The sequence below is a fragment of the Burkholderia sp. YHN3-13 genome (assembly GCF_055810675.1).
This window is the reverse complement of record NZ_JBVVNQ010000001.1, coordinates 908,444-926,177: the sequence shown is the minus strand read 5'-3', so window position 1 is coordinate 926,177 and position 17,734 is coordinate 908,444. Positions and strand designations below refer to the sequence as shown.

Annotated in this window: 17 protein-coding genes and 1 riboswitch; of the genes, 14 read left to right on the top strand and 3 right to left on the bottom strand. The window is 68.2% G+C overall.

From position 1 onward, the window contains the following. Positions 1-6 precede the first annotated feature (6 nt). From AC0KUR_RS04170 to AC0KUR_RS04160, 3 genes are read left to right on the top strand one after another with little or no spacing between them, the layout of a single operon-like run. Positions 7-1,530 (top strand): efflux RND transporter periplasmic adaptor subunit, encoded by a 1,524-nt coding sequence (locus AC0KUR_RS04170; protein WP_473375416.1) that lies wholly within the window; start codon positions 7-9, stop codon positions 1,528-1,530. Beyond that, complete coding sequence (locus AC0KUR_RS04165; RefSeq protein ID WP_473375415.1) at positions 1,527-4,733, top strand: efflux RND transporter permease subunit; 3,207 nt, start codon at positions 1,527-1,529, stop codon at positions 4,731-4,733. Before AC0KUR_RS04170 ends, AC0KUR_RS04165 begins: the two co-directional genes overlap by 4 nt. Further along, positions 4,730-5,098, top strand: coding sequence for a copper-binding protein (locus tag AC0KUR_RS04160; protein ID WP_473375414.1), 369 nt, complete (start codon positions 4,730-4,732; stop codon positions 5,096-5,098). Before AC0KUR_RS04165 ends, AC0KUR_RS04160 begins: the two co-directional genes overlap by 4 nt. Before the next feature lie 100 nt (positions 5,099-5,198). Here AC0KUR_RS04160 and AC0KUR_RS04155 read toward each other — a convergent pair whose 3' ends face one another. Further along, the gene (locus AC0KUR_RS04155; protein ID WP_200089345.1) at positions 5,199-6,209 is read right to left on the bottom strand and encodes a sodium:calcium antiporter; all 1,011 of its coding nucleotides are present in this window, start codon (positions 6,207-6,209) and stop codon (positions 5,199-5,201) included. A gap of 102 nt (positions 6,210-6,311) precedes the next feature. Beyond that, a riboswitch (yybP-ykoY riboswitch) is annotated at positions 6,312-6,446 on the bottom strand. Between the two features lie 117 nt (positions 6,447-6,563). Between AC0KUR_RS04155 and AC0KUR_RS04150 the strand changes: the two genes are divergently transcribed. From AC0KUR_RS04150 to AC0KUR_RS04140, 3 genes are read left to right on the top strand one after another with little or no spacing between them, the layout of a single operon-like run. Continuing rightward, entirely contained in the window at positions 6,564-6,839 is a 276-nt protein-coding gene (locus AC0KUR_RS04150; RefSeq protein ID WP_034188488.1) for a metal/formaldehyde-sensitive transcriptional repressor, read from the top strand. A 12-nt stretch (positions 6,840-6,851) separates the two neighbouring features. Beyond that, a complete protein-coding gene (dmeF, locus tag AC0KUR_RS04145; RefSeq protein WP_069704430.1) occupies positions 6,852-7,832 on the top strand; it encodes a CDF family Co(II)/Ni(II) efflux transporter DmeF in 981 nt (326 codons plus the stop codon). Positions 7,833-7,834: 2 nt separating this feature from the next. After that, complete coding sequence (locus tag AC0KUR_RS04140) at positions 7,835-8,020, top strand: DUF1289 domain-containing protein (RefSeq protein WP_034188486.1); 186 nt, start codon at positions 7,835-7,837, stop codon at positions 8,018-8,020. 13 nt (positions 8,021-8,033) lie between these two features. Here AC0KUR_RS04140 and AC0KUR_RS04135 read toward each other — a convergent pair whose 3' ends face one another. Next, entirely contained in the window at positions 8,034-9,443 is a 1,410-nt protein-coding gene (locus AC0KUR_RS04135) for a heavy metal sensor histidine kinase (protein ID WP_473375413.1), read from the bottom strand. Further along, on the bottom strand, positions 9,440-10,111 hold the full coding sequence (locus AC0KUR_RS04130) for a heavy metal response regulator transcription factor (protein WP_034188484.1): 672 nt from the start codon (positions 10,109-10,111) through the stop codon (positions 9,440-9,442). Before AC0KUR_RS04130 ends, AC0KUR_RS04135 begins: the two co-directional genes overlap by 4 nt. 267 nt (positions 10,112-10,378) lie before the next feature. On the opposite strand from AC0KUR_RS04130, the gene AC0KUR_RS04125 reads away from it, so the two are divergent. From AC0KUR_RS04125 to AC0KUR_RS04090, 8 genes are all read left to right on the top strand, one after another. Next, positions 10,379-10,723, top strand: coding sequence for a hypothetical protein (locus tag AC0KUR_RS04125; RefSeq protein ID WP_473375412.1), 345 nt, complete (start codon positions 10,379-10,381; stop codon positions 10,721-10,723). Positions 10,724-10,811: 88 nt separating this feature from the next. Next, on the top strand, positions 10,812-11,084 hold the full coding sequence (locus AC0KUR_RS04120) for a hypothetical protein (RefSeq protein ID WP_473375411.1): 273 nt from the start codon (positions 10,812-10,814) through the stop codon (positions 11,082-11,084). Then, complete coding sequence (locus AC0KUR_RS04115) at positions 11,081-12,583, top strand: TolC family protein (RefSeq protein ID WP_059559874.1); 1,503 nt, start codon at positions 11,081-11,083, stop codon at positions 12,581-12,583. The genes AC0KUR_RS04120 and AC0KUR_RS04115 overlap by 4 nt, the downstream gene beginning before the upstream one ends. Position 12,584: 1 nt before the next feature. After that, entirely contained in the window at positions 12,585-13,880 is a 1,296-nt protein-coding gene (locus AC0KUR_RS04110; RefSeq protein ID WP_473375410.1) for a multicopper oxidase family protein, read from the top strand. 68 nt (positions 13,881-13,948) lie between these two features. After that, the gene (locus AC0KUR_RS04105) at positions 13,949-14,296 is read left to right on the top strand and encodes a copper-binding protein (RefSeq protein ID WP_049035864.1); all 348 of its coding nucleotides are present in this window, start codon (positions 13,949-13,951) and stop codon (positions 14,294-14,296) included. A gap of 14 nt (positions 14,297-14,310) precedes the next feature. Further along, entirely contained in the window at positions 14,311-14,691 is a 381-nt protein-coding gene (gene copC / locus AC0KUR_RS04100; protein ID WP_034188608.1) for a copper homeostasis periplasmic binding protein CopC, read from the top strand. Further along, complete coding sequence (locus tag AC0KUR_RS04095) at positions 14,688-15,629, top strand: CopD family protein (protein WP_069704437.1); 942 nt, start codon at positions 14,688-14,690, stop codon at positions 15,627-15,629. The genes copC and AC0KUR_RS04095 overlap by 4 nt, the downstream gene beginning before the upstream one ends. Before the next feature lie 211 nt (positions 15,630-15,840). Further along, positions 15,841-17,646, top strand: coding sequence for an ExeM/NucH family extracellular endonuclease (locus tag AC0KUR_RS04090; protein WP_473375409.1), 1,806 nt, complete (start codon positions 15,841-15,843; stop codon positions 17,644-17,646). Positions 17,647-17,734: the final 88 nt, after the last annotated feature.

The following is a 17,734-nucleotide window of genomic DNA, read 5'->3' as shown; positions in this document are numbered from 1 at the left end:
AACACCATGAACAAGCAAGCACTCGCACGCGCGGTGGTGCTGACGTTCGCCGGCGCGGCGCTCGGCGGCGCCGGCTACTTCGCGGGCGTTCGCCATGCGGCGGGCGGCGCGGCGACGGCCGCCTCATCCGCTGCCGCGCCGTCCGGCACGCAGGATCCGCAAGCGGCACGCAAGGTGCTGTACTGGCACGACCCGATGGTGCCGAACCAGCATTTCGACAAACCGGGCAAATCGCCTTTCATGGACATGCAGTTGCAGCCCGTTTATGCGGACGAAGAGGGCGCCGCACCGGGCATTCGGATCGATCCGGGCCTGCAGCAGAACCTCGGCATCCGGTATGCGACCGTGCGGCGCCAGCAGACGGCCGCCGGCTTCGACGCGGTGGGCACGACGCAGTTCGACGAATCGCGCGCGGACGTCGTGCAGTCGCGCGTCACCGGCTATATCGATCGCCTGTACGCGCGTGCGCCGATGCAGCGCATCGAGCGGGGCGCGCCGGTCGCATCGCTGTTCGTGCCCGACTGGCTCGCGCCGCAGGAGGAATATCTCGCGCTGAAGCGCGGCGGGATGGACGGCAGCCTGCTCGATGCGGCGCGCGCACGCATGCGGGCGCTGTCGATTCCGGACGGGATGGTCGCGGCCCTCGAGCGCACCGGCCGTGCGCAGACGCATGTCGTGCTCACGGCGCCGGAAACGGGTGTCGTGAGCGAGCTGAACGTGCGCGACGGCGCGATGGTGGCACCCGGTCAGACGCTCGCGAAGATCGCGGGGCTGTCGACGCTGTGGCTGATCGTCGAGGTGCCGGAAGCGCTCGCGCTGACCGTGCAGCCGGGGATGTCGGTCGACGCGACGTTCGCGGGCGATGCGGCGCGGCACGTCAGTGGCCGCATCCGCGAAGTGCTGCCCGGCATCGGCACGGGCAGCCGTACGCTGCAGGCGCGCGTGGAGATCGACAACGCGTCGCTGAAGCTCACACCCGGCATGCTGATGCGCGTGCGCGTAGCCGCGAAGGATACGGTGTCGCGCCTGCTCGTGCCGTCCGAGGCCGTGATCGCGACCGGCAAGCGCACGATCGTCATCGTGAAGAACGGCGACGGCCGCCTTCAGCCGGTATCGGTCACGACCGGCAACGACGTCGGCGGCAACACGGAAGTGCTCGACGGGTTGCACGAAGGCGACACGGTCGTCGCGTCGGGCCAGTTCCTGATCGATTCGGAAGCCAGCCTGAAAAGCGTGCTGCCGCGGCTCGAACGCGCGTCGGAGGCAGGTACGGCCGCATCGTCCGCTGCGGCGACCGCGCCGGTCTACGAAACGACCGGCAAGGTCGAGAAGGTGACGGCCGACGACATCACGTTCTCGCATCAACCGGTGCCGGCGCTCGGCTGGGGCGCGATGACGATGGCGTTCGGCAAGCCGTCGGCCCGGGCGTTTCCCGACGTGAAGCCGGGTCAGACCGCGCGGTTCGCGTTCATGCAGACCGACGACGGCTACCGGCTAACGAAGGTCGAGCCGCAGGGAGGCGAACGATGATCGCGCGCGTCATTCTCTGGTCCGTCCGGAATCGCTTCCTGGTGCTGCTGGCCACCGTGCTGATCGCCGCGTGGGGTGTTCATTCGCTGCGGCAGACGCCGCTCGATGCGTTGCCCGACCTGTCGGACACGCAGGTGATCGTGAAGGCGTCGTATCCGGGCAAGGCGCCGCAGGTCGTCGAGGATCAGGTCACCTATCCGCTGACGACGACGCTGCTCGGCGTGCCGGGCGCGACGACCGTGCGCGCGTACTCGTCGTTCGGCGATGCGTTCGTCTACGTGCTGTTCGACGACCGCACCGATCCGTACTGGGCGCGCTCGCGCGTGCTCGAATACCTGAGCCAGGTGCAAAGCCGCCTGCCGGCCGGCGCGACCGTGTCGCTCGGGCCGGATGCGACCGGCGTCGGCTGGGTGTACGAGTACGCGCTCGTCGATCGCACCGGCCGTCACGATCTCGGGCAACTGCGCGCGCTCAACGACTGGTTCCTGAAGTTCGAGCTGAAGGCCGTGCCGGACGTCTCGGAAGTCGCGAGCATCGGCGGCATGGTGCGCCAGTACCAGGTCGTCCTCGATCCCGACAAGTTGCGTGCCTACGGCATCACGCAGGCGGCGGTCGCGGATGCGCTCGGCAAGGCCAACCAGGCATCCGGCGGCTCGGTCGTCGAGCTGGCCGAGTCGGAGTACATGGTGCGTTCGTCCGGCTACCTGCGCACGCTCGACGACTTCCGCCGCGTCGTGCTGCGTACCGACGACGCGGGCACGCCGGTGCTGCTCGGCGACGTCGCGCACATCCAGGTCGGCCCGGCGATGCGGCGCGGGATCGCCGAGTTGAACGGGCAGGGCGAAGTGGCGGGCGGCGTCGTCGTGATGCGCTCGGGCAAGAACGCCCTGACGACGATCGACGCGGTGAAGGCGAAGCTCGGCGGCCTGAAGCGTTCGTTGCCGCCCGGCGTCGACATCGTCACGACCTACGATCGATCGCAACTGATCGAGCGCGCGGTCGGCAACCTGAAGGACAAGCTGATCGAGGAATTCGTCATCGTCGGGATCGTCTGCGCGGTGTTCCTGTTCCATCTGCGCAGCGCGTTCGTCGCGATCCTGTCGCTGCCGCTCGGCGTACTGGCCGCGTTCATCGTGATGCGTTACCAGGGCGTGAATGCGAACCTGATGTCGCTCGGCGGGATCGCGATCGCGATCGGCGCGATGATCGACGCGGCGATCGTGATGATCGAGAACGCGCACAAGCATCTGGAAGCGTACGACCACGCGCATCCGGGCGAGCCGCCGACCGCCGCGCGCCGCTGGGAGCTGGTCGCGGCGTCGGCCGCGGAAGTCGGGCCCGCGCTGTTTTTCTCGCTGCTGATCATCACGCTGTCGTTCGTTCCCGTGTTTTCGCTGGAAGGGCAGGAGGGCAAGCTGTTCGCGCCGCTGGCGTTCACGAAGACCTACACGATCGCCGCAGCCGCCGGATTGTCGGTGACGCTGGTGCCCGTGCTGATGGGCTATCTCGTGCGCGGCCGCATTCCGCACGAGCACGCGAACCCGATCAACCGCGTGCTGATCCGCCTGTACCGGCCGCTGCTCGAGGCGACGCTGCGGCGCCCGTGGTTCGCGATCGGTATCGCGGTTGTCGCGCTCGTGCTGACGGCCGTGCCGTTGTCGCGGCTCGGCGGCGAATTCATGCCGCCGCTCGACGAAGGCGACCTGCTGTACATGCCGACCGCGCTGCCGGGCATCTCGGCCGACAAGGCGGGCGAACTGTTGCAGCAGACCGACCGGCTGATCAAGACCGTGCCCGAGGTCGACACGGTGTTCGGCAAGTCGGGCCGGGCCGATTCGGCCACCGATCCCGCGCCGCTCGAGATGTTCGAGACGACGATCCGCTTCAAGCCGCGCAGCACATGGCGGTCCGGCATGACGCCGGAGAAACTCGTCGACGAACTCGACCGGACGGTGAAGGTGCCGGGCTTGTCGAACGTGTGGGTGCCGCCGATCCGCAACCGGCTCGACATGTTGTCCACCGGGATCAAGACGCCGGTCGGTGTGAAGATTTCCGGGCCGGACCTGGCAGGCATCGACGCGATCGCGACGCAGGTCGAGGCGGCCGTGAAGCGCGTGCCCGGCGTGACGTCCGCGCTCGCGGAACGGCTGAACGGCGGCCGCTACATCGACGTCGATATCGACCGGCTCGCGGCCGCGCGCTACGGATTGTCGGTGGCCGACATCCAGTCGGTCGTGTCGTCGGCGGTCGGCGGCGACGATGTCGGCGAAGTGGTCGCGGGGCGCGAGCGTTTCCCGATCAACCTCCGCTATCCGCGCGAGATCCGCGATTCGCTCGAGAACCTGCGGCAACTGCCGGTCGTCACCGCGCGCGGCGCGCAGATCCGCCTCGGCGATGTCGCGCGCATCGGCATCGCCGACGGGCCGCCGATGATCCGCAGCGAGAACGCGCGGCTGTCCGGCTACGTGTACGTCGATCTGCGCGGCGTCGACCTGAGCACGGCCGTCCGCGCGATGCAGCGGGCCGTCGCGCAACAGGTCGCGTTGCCGCCCGGCTATTCGATCGCGTGGTCGGGCCAGTTCGAGTATCTCGAACGCGCGGCGGCGACGCTGCGTACCGTGGTGCCCGTCACGCTCGTCGTGATCTTCGTGCTGCTGCTCCTCACGTTCGACTCGGTGGCCGATGCGCTGCTGCTGATGTCGACGGTGCCGTTCGCGCTGGTCGGCGGCTTCTGGCTCGTGTGGGCGCTCGGTCATGCGGTGTCGGTCGCGACGTCGGTGGGCTTCATCGCGCTGGCCGGCGTGGCCGCCGAATTCGGCGTCGTGATGCTGCTGTACCTGAAAGGCGCGCTGCAGCGCCGGCTCGACGGCGGCGAACCGCTGACCGATGCGCTGCTGCTCGACGCGATCCGCGAGGGCGCGGTGCTGCGTGTGCGGCCGAAGGCGATGACGGTTGCCGTCGTGCTCGCCGGTCTCGTGCCGATCATGGTCGGCCATGGCGCCGGCTCCGAAGTCATGCAGCGCATCGCCGCGCCGATGGTCGGCGGCATGGTCACGGCGCCGCTGCTGTCGATGTTCGTCATTCCCGCCGCGTGGCTCCTGCTTCAGCGCCGTCGTGCGTACGGCGCGGGCCGGGCGCGGCATTCCGATGCAGTTCCTTCCGGCACGAACGTGCCACCCATCCCAACCGGAGAATCACGATGAAGATGAATCAATTGATCGCCGCCGCAACCGCCGTTGTCGCGCTCGGCGCTGCCGCCGTGCCGGCGTTTGCCGCCGGCGAGATGTCTGGCATGGACATGGCCGGCATGAAGATGGCGCCGGACGGCGCGGCCGATTCGCATGCCGCGCTGACCGACGCCGAGGTGAAGAAGGTCGATGCCGCGAGCGGCAGGATCACGCTAAAGCACGGCGCCCTCGACAACGTCGGGATGCCGGCGATGACGATGGCGTTCAAGGCGAAGGATGCGGCGATGCTCGCGCACGCGCAGGCGGGCGACAAGGTCAAGGTGCGGATCGAGAAGGTCGACGGCACGCTGACGATCGTCAAGCTCGTCAAGGGTTCCTGACCGTCGTCGGCAGGTGCGGCGGTCGCCCGCATCTGCGCAGTGAAGCGCGCCGCGCCGACGTGTCCGTCGGTCGGCGCGCCCGGTCCACGCATCGGCGCATTCAGCGTGTCAGCGTCAGGACCAGATAACCCGCATACCCCGCGCCGTTCGCGAGCAGTGCCCAGATCGCGAGCCCGCGCGTCCGCGCGTTGACGCGCAGCCACGCGGCCGCCGCGAGCGTGATGATCACGCCGGTCAGCACTTCGGGGCGCGGCTCCCACGGCGTCAGCATGATGCCGATCGCCGGCAGCAGCGTGCCCTGGAACACCATCGCGCCGGTAATGTTGCCGAACGCGAGCGTGTCCTTCCTGCGGCGGATCCACAGCACGCTGTTGACCTTCTCCGGCAGCTCCGTCGCGATCGGCACGATGATCAGCGACAGCAGCAGCGCCGAGATGCCGAGCGCATGCGACACGCCTTCCACGCCGTGAATGAAGCCCTTCGCCCCGCCGACCAGCAGCGCGACGCCGATCAGCAGTTGCAGCGCGATCGTCGCGAGGTTGGTCGGCAGGCCCGCGCGCGACAGGAACATCGGATGCGGCGCCTCGGTGCCGTGCCCGGCATCGACGAGCCGGGTCGACGCGCGGAACGTCATCACGACGTACATCACGTAGAGGCCGACGAGCATCGCGGCGAGCAGCGCGCGCACGGCCCAGTTGTGATGCGGGACGAACATCGCGGCGGTCGCCAGCGAAAACGCGGCGAGGAAGTAGTTCATGTCGCGCACGAAGCCCGTGCGTTCCGGCGCGATCGTGCCGCGCAACCCGCGCGAGCGGATCACGGCGAGCGTCATCAGGAACGTGGTGAGCGTCGCGAGCATCAGCGGCGCGCCGAGGATCGCGCCGACGCCGATTTCCTCGTTCACGGCCTGGTTCGCGGTGCCGCCGGCCAGCGCGAGCAGCGGCACCATCGTTTCGGGCAGCGCCGTGCCGACGGCCGCGAACAGCGAACCGGTCACGCCTTCGGAAATCTTCAGGCGTTCGCCGAGATGTTCGAGCGCATTGGTGAAGACTTCGGCCGCGACGAGGATGACGATCAGCATGAACGCCAGTTCGAGGAACATGAACGTCATGCGGCACCTCCGCGGGCAACGGTGGCGTATGGGGAGAGAGCGGGGAGGAACATGGGGACTCCGTGGTCGGACGCTGACGAACCATGGCGCATCCGCCGCCGTCCGACCAGGAACGACGCGACGCGCCCATGGTCTCGCCAAGCCGATCAGGCCGAACGCGCCACGGCCGCAGGCCGAGTGTGTTGACGCGTTCGCTTTCCGGGGACGGAAAGCAGGCTACTCCCCAAAGACGAAGGGCAGTCTAGCCGAGCGGGTTGCTTTCGACAAGCCTTCATCTCGAAAAAAATGTCTCCCTCCACCCTATGGGGAAACCGTCGTGGAGATATACTCCCCTACCCTATACAGGAGCCATCGATGAGTCATACCGTTCGCGACAAACAGAAGCTGCTGAACCGCGTGCGCCGTATCAAGGGTCAGGTCGAGGCGATCGAGCGCGCGCTCGAGGACGAGCGCGGCTGCAACGATGTGCTGCAGCAGATCACGAGCTGCCGCGGCGCGATGAACGGCCTGCTGGCCGTCGTGCTGGAAGACCACATCCGGTCGCATCTCGTCGACGCGGACACGCCGGACGCGCATGAAGGCAGCGCGACCGAGCAGCTCATCGACGTCGTCCACAGTTATTTCAAGTAACCGGATCGGAACATGAGCAAACTCGAGGGGAGTGCCGCCGACGGCTGGCACAGCCATGCGTTTCTCGGCGCCGCGCACGCGCGGAACGAGCGGAAGACCTGGATGGTCATCGGCCTGTGCACGGCGATGATGATCGCCGAAATCGTCGGCGGCACGCTGTTCGGTTCGCTGGCCCTGGTCGCCGACGGGCTGCACATGTCGACGCATGCGGGCGCGATGCTGATCGCGGCGCTGGCCTACACCTACGCACGCAGGCATGCGGACGATCCGCGCTTCGTGTTCGGCACCGGCAAGCTCGGCGATCTGGCCGGGTTCACGAGCGCGATCGTGCTCGCGATGATCGCGCTGCTGATCGGCTACGAGGCGATCGCGCGCCTTCTGTCTCCGGTGCCCATCCATTTCGGCGAAGCGATTCCGATCGCGGTGCTCGGGCTCGCGGTGAATCTCGCCAGCGTGTGGCTGCTGAGCGGCGATCATCATCACGGGCATGGTCATGCGCATGTCCACGATCACGACCATGACGACGCGCATCACGACCACGGCTCGCTCGCGGCGGCGCATCGCGACCACAACATCCGGTCCGCCTACGTTCACGTGATCGCCGACGCGGCCGTGTCGGTGCTGGCCATCGTCGGCCTGCTGCTCGCGCGGGCGTTCGGCTGGGTCTGGATGGATCCGCTCGCGGGGATCGTCGGCGCGCTGGTGATCGCCAACTGGGCCTACGGGCTGATGCGCGACACGGGCGGCATCCTGCTCGACGTCAACGTCGATCGCAAGCTGACGGACAACGTCCGCCGCGCGATCGAGGCGCTTGGCGACAAGGTCAACGATCTCCATGTGTGGCGCGTGGGCCCGGGGCACATGAGCGCGATCGTGTCGGTCGAAACCGGCGATACCGCGCGCGATGCGCGTTTCTACCATGCACTCGTCGCGCGCTTCGACGGCGTGTCCCACGTGACCGTCGAAGTAACGACGCGTGCGAAGGCGGCCTGATCGTGGCCGTGAAATCGCCGTGTATCGACCTGTGCGCGTTCGACGGCCGGACGGGCTTTTGTGCCGGCTGCCTGCGCACGCGCGACGAGGCGCGCGACTGGAAGAAGATGACCGATCACCGCCGGCACCAGATACTGAATGACCGGTCGCGCCGCGAGGCGAAGCTGCGGCGCGGAACGGACGCGTGAGCGGGCGGGCGGATTACTCGTCCGTGCCGCGCGGAAAATAAAGCGCGAACGTTGTGCGCCCGTCGCGGCTCGCGACCTCCACCTTGCCGCGATGCAATTCCATGATCGACTTCACGATCGCGAGCCCGAGCCCCGCGTTGCGCGCCGCGCCGTGCCGCGACGAATCGATGCGGTAGAAGCGCTCGAAGATCCGTTCGACCTGTTCGGGCGGAATCGCGGCGCCGCGATTCGTGACCTCGACGACCGCATCATTCCCTTGCACCGAAACGGCCAGTTCGATCGCCGACGCGACTTGCGCGTGTTCGAGCGCATTCGATGCGAGGTTGCTCACCGCGCGCCGGAACAGCGTCGCGTCCGCGACGACCGGTGCTTCGCCGCGCACGTCGATGCGCACGCCGGCTTCGTCGGCCAGCGCCTGGAAATACGACGCGAGCCGGCGCAACTCGCCGCCGGCGTCCAGCTCGGCGGTTTTCAGGTGCTGACGCGCATTGTCGGTGCGCGCGAGAAACAGCATGTTCTCGATCATCCGCTGCAGCCGCTCGCATTCCTCGATGTTCGAATCGATCAGCGTTTCGTATTCCTCGGTCGTGCGGGCACGCGACAACGTGACCTGCGACGAGCTGATCACGTTCGCGAGCGGCGTGCGCATGTCGTGCGCGAGATCGGACGAGAACTGCGACAGCCGCACGAACGCGCGTTCGAGGCGGTCGAGCATCCGGTTGACCGACGTCGCGAGTTCGCGCAGCTCGACGGGGCCGCCGCGCGCATCGAGGCGCGCGTTCAGGTTGTGCGCCTCGATGCGCGACGTCTGCCGGCCGAGGCTCTCGACCGGGCGCAGGCCGCGCGATGCGACCGCGTAGCCGAGTGCGCCGACCAGCAGCGCGCCGACGGCCGCCGCGAGCCAGATGTCGACGCGATAGCTTTCGAGCAGCGACTGGCGATCGGTCGCCGTGCGTGCGAGCGCGACCCGGATCGCTTCGCCGGACGGCAGCGTTGCACGCGCATACACGCAGCGGGACGTGCCGATGCCCGATGGCGAGCAGGAGAACGGCCCGGCGGCGCCACCGGCTGGATGCGGTGCCGTGATCACCGACGCCAGCGTGTTGCCGGCCGCGTCGGAGTGCTCGACGAGCGGGCGGTCCTGCGCATCGTAGATGCCGAGATAGACCCCCGGGTGCGACAGCAGCACTTCATGGAACACGGCCGGATCGGCGCGCAGCGCGGCTGTCGATCCGCTCGCGTGCGCGAGCTGCAGGAACTGGTTGAGCTTGCCGGAGATCTCGATGTCGTCGCGCCGCGTGAGTTCGGCGGACAGCGAGCGGTACAGGTATGCGCCGGTCAGCGCGAATACGAGCGCGGCGACGACGGCGAACGCGAGCGTCAGGCGCCGCAGCAGCGAATACGAAGCCGGGCTCGCGCTCACGAGCGATCCTCGAGCACGTAACCCATGCCACGGATCGTGTGGATCAGCTTCTTCTCATATGCGTTGTCGATCTTCGCGCGCAGCCGCTTGATTGCCGCGTCGACGACGTTCGTGTCGCTGTCGAAATTCATGTCCCAGATCTGCGACGTGATGAACGTACGGGTCAGCACTTCGCCTTCGCGTTCGGCGAGCAGTTGCAACAGCGCGAATTCCTGCGCGGTCAGGTCGATGCGGGTGTCGGCGCGCCGCACGCGGCGCTTGAGCAGGTCGATCTCGAGATCGGCAACGAGCAGGATGTCGCGCGCGTTGCGCGGCGCGCGGCGCAGCAGCGAGCGGATGCGCGCGAGGAATTCGGCGTACGCGAACGGCTTGAGCAGGTAGTCGTCGGCGCCGAGTTCGAGCCCGGCCACCTTGTCCTCGATCGCGTCGCGGGCCGTGAGCAGCAGCACGGGCGTCTGCTTCTGCGCACGCAGCCGCCTGAGCACCTCGAAGCCGTCCAGCGCCGGCAGCATCACGTCGAGCACGACGAGGTCGAAATCCTCGTGCAGCGCGAGGAACAGCCCGTCCTGGCCGTTTTCCGCGATGTCGACCGTGTAGCTCGCCTCCATCAGCCCCTTGCGGAGGTACGACGCCATCTTGGGTTCGTCTTCGACTATCAGTATCCGCATGGTGGGGCAGGCTGTCCGTATTTCCAGCCGGTCAGTGTAACGCCTGAGCTTAAGGTGCCGCGCGTGCGCGAACGATGACCGCCGGATGACGGGATTGTCATGCATCGCCCAGGCGCCGCGTCACCCGCGTTTCATGAAAATCCGGTCATGTTTCGGCCATGTCGTCGTCACCGCGGCGGCGATAACCTGCAGCCGTCTTGTCCCCGGAGCGCGCCGTCGCGGCGCCGCGCCGGCCCAACCGGTCGTTGCCTGCCCGATTCCGCATCCATGTCGTACTGGCGCAAATTCCTCGTCGTCGTGCTGCTGGCGCTGAGCCTGCCGATCCAGTCGTTCGCGGCTGTGTCGATGCAGTGCGCGGGCGCAGCCGTCATGCCGGCGGAGGCGGCCCCGCACGCGCAGGAGGGCCGTCACGATCATGACGGTCACGCGCGGCATGCGTCGTCGTGTTCCGCGTGCGTGTCGTGCTGCTTCGGCACGGGCATGTCGGGTGCCGGGGCGATGCCCGCCGTCACGAGCGTCGGCGTCGCGATCGCCGCGCCTCCCCCATCGGCCGGCGGCGTGTCGTTCCTGACCGGCGGCATCGACCGGCCGCCTCGCGCGATACCCGTCTAGTCCCCGCCCGTGGCCGACAGGCCGCGACCTGCAATTCACGCTGGCGGCCGCACCCGGTCCGCCGGACGACTCACGACGAGATATTTTCATGCGACTGATCACTGCGGCGCTGTTGAGCGCGGCGGCCTTCATGCCGTCGCTCGCGCCTGCGCAAACCCCGTTGCCCGATCCGGCGGACGCCGCCGCGCCGGTGCCTGACGTCACCGTGACGTCCGCGTTCGACGGCTACCGGCCGTATCGCGACGACGAAGGCCCCGGCTGGAAACAACTGAACCGGAATGTGACGGAGCGGCCCGCGAAGCCCGGCAATGCGGCGCGCAACGGCGGCGCGCATGCGACGCACGGAGGGGCCGCGCGATGACGAACCTGGCGATATCGCCGAGGATCGGTGCGGCCGCGGTCGCGCTGGCGTTCCTTGCGGGCTGTACGACGTTTTCGAAGGACGGCGGTTTCGACGCCGTGTCGTCCGCCGCATCGGAACGCATCGGGAAAGACGCGGTGGTCGTCAGGACCGATGCCGACCGCGAGGCCGTCGACAGGCGGACGCAGGAACTGCTGGCCAGGCCGCTGTCGATGGACGATGCGGTGCAGGTCGCGCTGCTGAACAACCGCGGCCTGCAGGCGTCGTACGCCGAACTCGGACTGTCGGAGGCCGACCTCGTGCAGGCCGGCCGGTTGCCGAACCCGCGCTTCGCATTCAGCCGCACGCGCGCCGGCGACGGCGAACTGACGCTCGGTCGCACGTTGTCGGCGAACGTTTTCGCACTGCTGACGATGCCGCTCGCGACGAACATCGAACGCCGCCGCTTCGAGCAGACCAGGCTCGAAACGGCCGATGCGATGCTGAAGGTGGCGGCCGACGCGCGCCGCGCCTACGTGGAAGCCGTCGCCGCCGGGCAGGCCGCGAACTATGCGCAGCAGGTGCGCGACGCCGCGAGCGCGGCCGCCGAACTGGCGCAACGCATGCGGCAGGCCGGCAACTTCAGCCGCCTCGATTACGCGCGCGAACAGGCGTTCCAGGCGGACGCGGTCGCGCTGCACGCGAAGGCGCGCCAGCAGGCGCTGGCCGCACGCGAGAAGCTCACGCGCGCGATGGGGCTGTGGGGCGAGCGCACGCGGTACGCGCTGCCCGAGCGCTTGCCCGACCTGCCGAAAGCGCGCCCGAACCTGCCCGATCTCGAACGCTTCGCGATGAGCAACCGCTTCGACATCCAGGCCGCGAAGCTGCAGACGCAGGGCGTCGCGTCGTCGCTCGGCCTGAGCAAGGCGACACGCTTCGTCAACGCGGTCGATCTCGGCTACGTGAACAACTACGAAACCGGCAAGGGCCACGAGCACGGCTACGAGATCAGCGTCGAGATTCCGCTGTTCGACTGGGGCGGCGCGAAAGTCGCGCGCGCCGAGGCCCTCTACATGCAGTCGGCGAACCGGCTCGCGAAAACGGCGATCGACGCGCGCTCCGAAGTGCGCGAATCGTACGCGGCGTACGTGACGAGCTACGACGTCGCGACCCACTATCGCGACGAAGTCGTGCCGCTGCGCAAGACGATCTCCGACGAACTGCTGCTGCGCTACAACGGGATGCTCGCGAGCGTGTTCGAGCTGCTGGCCGACGCGCGCGAGCAGGTCGGCGCGGTCAACGGCTACATCGATGCACTGAAGGACTACTGGCTCGCCGAAACCGATCTGCAGATGGCCGTCGGCGGTCGCTTGCCGTCGTCAGGCGCTGCGCCGCGCGCGGCGAATGCCGCCGAACCGGCACCCGAAACCACGCCCAGGGCCGACGCTGCCGCGCAGCCGGTCTCCACTCCCGCGGCGCCACCGGCGCCCGCGACGCAAACGCATCCGGAAGGTCATTGACATGGTGTCCCGTCGACAATTTCTCAGCGGCTCGGGCGCCGCGCTGCTCGGTGCGGCGATGGTCAGCAAGGCCGGCGCCGCGTCGCTGCCCGAAGCGCCCACGATGGCGAAGACCGGCACGCAGCCGCCGCTCGTGCCGCCGAACGGTCGCGCGTACACGCCCGTCGCGACGCTGAACGGCTGGTCGCTGCCGTGGCGGATGAAGAACGGCTGGAAGGAGTTCCACCTGACGGCCGAGCCCGTCGTGCGCGAGATGGCGCCCGGCATGAACGCGAACCTGTGGGGCTACAACGGCCAGTCGCCGGGCCCGACGATCGAGGCCGTCGAAGGCGACAAGGTGCGCATCTTCGTGACCAACCGGCTGCCCGAGCATACGACGATCCACTGGCACGGGCTACGGCTGCCGAACGGGATGGACGGCGTCGGCGGCCTCACGCAGCCGCACATCCCGCCCGGCAAGACCTTCGTCTACGAGTTCCAGCTCGAAGCGCACGGCACCTTCATGTATCACCCGCACGCCGACGAGATGGTGCAGATGGCGATGGGGATGATGGGCATGTTCATCGTGCACCCGAAGGATCGCGGCACGATGCCGGTCGATCGGGATTTCGTGTTCCTGCTCGCCGCGTACGACATCGACCCGGGCAGCTACACGCCGCGCGTGAACGAGATGACCGACTTCAACATGTGGACTTTCAATTCCCGCGTGTTCCCGGGCATCGATCCGTTGCCGGTGCGCGCCGGCGACCGCGTGCGGATTCGTTTCGGCAACCTGACGATGACGAACCATCCGATCCACCTGCACGGTTACAGCTTCGAAGTGACCGGCACCGACGGCGGCTGGATTCCGCCGGCCGCGCGCTGGCCCGAAGTGACGGCCGACGTCGCGGTGGGGCAGATGCGCGCGATCGAGTTCATCGCCGATCGTCCGGGCGACTGGGCGTTCCACTGCCACAAGTCGCACCACACGATGAATGCGATGGGCCACCAGGTGCCGAACCTGATCGGCGTGCCGCAGAAGGATCTCGCGCAGCGTATCGGCAAGCTCGTGCCCGACTACATGGCGATGGGCAGCACGGGCGGCGCGATGGGCGGGATGGAAATGCCGTTGCCCGACAACACGCTGCCGATGATGACGGGCACGGGCCCGTTCGGGCCGCTGGAGATGGGCGGCATGTTCACGGTCTGCAAGGTGCGGCAGGGGCTCGGCCGCACCGACTATCGCGATCCGGGCTGGTTCCGGCATCCGAAGGGCACCGTCGCCTACGCATACACCGGCGAATTGCCGGACGGTTGAGCAGCAGCATGCGGCGGCCGTGCGTATGCGGCCGCCGGTTTCCATTCACTCACACGGGAGCCGACACGATGAAGAAGGGACTGGTTTTGATGGCAACGGGTTGCGCGCTGGCGTTTTCCGTCGCGTCGTACGCGGCCGGCGACATGGCCGGCATGGACATGAGCGGCGGCGCGAAGCAGGGCGCCGACGCGGCGCAGCGCATGTCGCACGGCGAAGTTCGCAAGGTCGATGCGGCCGCGGGCAAGCTGACGATCAAGCACGGCCCGCTCGAGAACCTCGGGATGGAGGCGATGACGATGGTGTTCAAGGTGAAGGACCCGGCGATGCTGTCCCAGGTCAAGGCCGGCGACAAGATCGACTTCGTCGCCGAAGAGGTGGGCGGCGCGCTGACCGTCGTCGAACTGAAGAAGCCGTGACGCGGAGCGCGAACATGACGATCACGATGCTCAAGCGGCTGGCCGGCTTTGCCGCGGCCGGCGCGATCCTCGCGGCCGCGCCTGTCGCGGCCTCGGCGCACGGCAAGCTGGAAAGCGCTGCACCGGCGACGGGCAGCACGGTCGACGTGGCGCCCGACACCGTGCGGCTCGCGTTCAACGAAGACCTCGAACCGGCATTCAGCTCGGTGAAGGTGTCGGACGCGAACGGCAATGCCGTCACGCAGGACAAGGCGAAGGTCGATGCGTCGAACCCGCGCGTGATGACGGTCGCGATGCCGAGGCTCGCGCCCGGCGCATACACGGTGCAATGGGTGGCGATGACCGCCGACGCGCATCGCACGAAGGGCACCTATACGTTCCGGGTGAAAGGATGAACGACGGTATCGTCGGCCTGCTGCGGCTCGTGGCGGTAGCGATCCAGAATGCGGGGTTCGCCGTCGTCGTCGGTGCGCTGCTCGGCGGCCGCTGGCTCGCGCTTGGCGCGTCGGCATGGCAGCACGGGATCGGGCGACGGCTCGTCGCGACGCTGCGGATCGCGTCCGCCGTGTCGCTGCTCGCGAGCGTCACCGCGTTCTGGGCGCACTGCGCGTTGATGAGCGAAGTGCCGTTGTTCGAAGCGGGGCCGGCCGTCCGCGCGATGCTCGCGGGCACGGGCTTCGGTCATGCATGGCTGGCCGGCGCCGTGTTCATGCTCGTCGTCGTGCTGCTGGCGTTCGTCAGGCGCGCGAACGACACGCGTTTTCCGTTCGCGATGTGGGCCGCGCTTGCCTGCGTTGCGCTTGCGCGCAGCAACGGCGGGCATCCGGTGGACGCAGGCCTGTTCAGCGTGCCCGTGTGGATCGACTGGCTGCATCTGCTGGCGATCAGCGCGTGGGTCGGGCTCGTGCTCGTGACGGCATTCGGCGTGATGCCGCGACTCGCCGGCATGCCCGCGAGCGAACGCGCGACGGGCGCATCGTTCGTGCAGTCGCTGTCCGATGCGTCGACGTATGCGCTGGTCGTGCTGTTCGCGACCGGCGCGTACAACGGCTGGCGCGGCGTCGATACGCCGGCCAACCTGCTCGTGTCGACGTACGGGCAGATCCTGCTGCTGAAGCTTTCGCTCGTGTTGATCGCAGCGGCGCTCGGCGGCCATAACCGCTTCTTCGGGATGCCGAAGCTGTTGGCCGCGCTGCGGGACCCGGCTGCCGCGATGCCGGCCGTCTCGTTGAAACGGTTTGGCGCCGTGTTGCGGATCGAAGCGGTCGTGCTCGGCGGCGTGCTGATGGTGGCGGCCGTGCTCGTATCGAGCGCGTTGCCGGGAACGGCCTAGCGCGGCGATGCGGCGGCGACGGCGGGGGGAATCGTCCGGAGCACGGAGGCGTTCCTGCCAGCCGATTGCCCCGCATTTCCGGGCCCGAACATGCGATCGGTGGGGATCGCGGCGGGATGACGGGCATTGCGTCGGCCTGTCTGTTCATTACCAAAAACTGTCATTGAGCGCCGCTAAGCTTTCGCCACCCTCACAACCGGGATTCCCCGTCATGCGCTCGACAATCCGCCTGTTTGCCCCGCTATTGTTGCTTCCGACGCTTGCCGCGCCGGTATTTGCCGCTCCCGTCAGCCCGAACTGCGACGGCAGCACGACGCCGATCGCCGATATCCAGGGGCCGGGCGCACCGTCGCCGCTCGCCGGCCAGAACGTGTCGGTCGAGGCGGTCGTCACCGCCGATTTCGGCGGCACGGACGGCTTCGGCGGCTTCTTCGTCCAGCAGGCCGACGCGCAACGCCGCAACCAGCCGGGCGTGTCCGAAGGCCTGTTCGTCTATGCGCCGAAAGCGCGCGCGAAGGCCGGCGATCTCGTGCACGTGACGGGCAAGGTCGAGGAGAAATACGGCCAGACGCAACTGACGCTGTCGGGGGCGATCGCGGTGTGCGCGAACGGCCAGACGGTCACGCCCGCGACGCTCACGCTGCCGGTCGACAGCCCGAACGCGTTCGCCGCGTACGAAGGGATGCGCGTGCGCCTGCCGCAGACGCTGAACGTGACCGACAACTACGAGCTCGGCCGCTACGGCAGCGTGATGCTCAGCAACGGCCGCTTGCGTACGCCGACGAGCGTCGTGCCGCCCGCGCAGGCGCAGACGCAGATCGATGCGAACGCACGCAACCGCCTGATCCTCGACGACGGCTCGAACAAGCAGAACCCGGCGACCGTGCCGTATCCGGCACCGGGCCTGTCGGCCGCGAACACGCTGCGCGCGGGTTACACCGTGCGCGACGTCGAAGGCGTGCTCGAAGTGCGTTACGGCGCGTGGCGCGTGCAGCCGCTGCCCGGCGCGGCCGTGCCGGCGTTCGACACGCGTCCGAATCCGCGCACCAACGCGCCCGCGCGCGATCCGAAGTCGAACCTGCGCGTCGCGTCGTTCAACGTGCTCAACTATTTCAACGGCAACGGGCTCGGCGGCGGCTTCGACGATCCGAACAACCGCGGCGCGAAGACGTTCCAGGAATTCCAGCGTCAGGAAGCGAAGATCGTCAGCGCGCTGAAGGCGATCGATGCCGACGTGATCGGGCTGATGGAAATCCAGAACAACGGCTACGGCGAACTGAGCGCGGTGCGTCAGCTCGCGGCGAAGCTCGGCAGCCACTGGCGCGTCGTCGATCCCGGCTCGTCGCGCCTCGGCGGCGACGCGATCGCGGTCGCGATGATCTATGACAGCCGCAAGGTCGAACCGGTCGGCCGCGCGGCGACGCTGGCAATCGACGACAAGAACCGCCAGCCGCTCGCGCAGTCGTTCCGCCTGGTCGACGGCAACAAGCAGACGCTGACGGTGGCCGTCAATCACCTGAAGTCGAAGAACTGCCCGGACGCCGCGAACGACGATCTCGACCAGGGCGACGGCCAGGGTTGCTGGAACCCGACGCGCATGCGCGCGGCGACGAAACTGGCCGACTGGCTGGCCGGCAACCCGACGGGCGTCGCGGGCCAGGGCGTGCTGCTGATCGGCGACTTCAACAGCTATACGTACGAGGACCCGATCCGCGCGCTCGAATCGCGCGGCTACCGCAACCTCGTCGCGCGCTGGATTGGCGCGAATGCGTACAGCTACGTGTACGACGGCGAAGCCGGCTATCTCGATCACGCGCTCGCGACGCTGCCGCTCGCCTCGCACGTGAAGGCCGTGCACGAATGGCACATCAACGCGGACGAGCCGCTCGCGCTGCAGTACACGCTCGCGTACAAGTCGGCCGAACAGCAGAAGACGTTCTATGCACCGGACGCCTATCGTTCGTCGGATCACGATCCGGTGCTGATCGATATCGCGCTCCCGGGCGGCAAGAAATAATCGACAATCGACGTGCCGCAACCGACGACGTGCGGCGACGCCGCATGTCGTCATCCGCCCGGAAATGCCGGCCGGATATCGAGTAAAT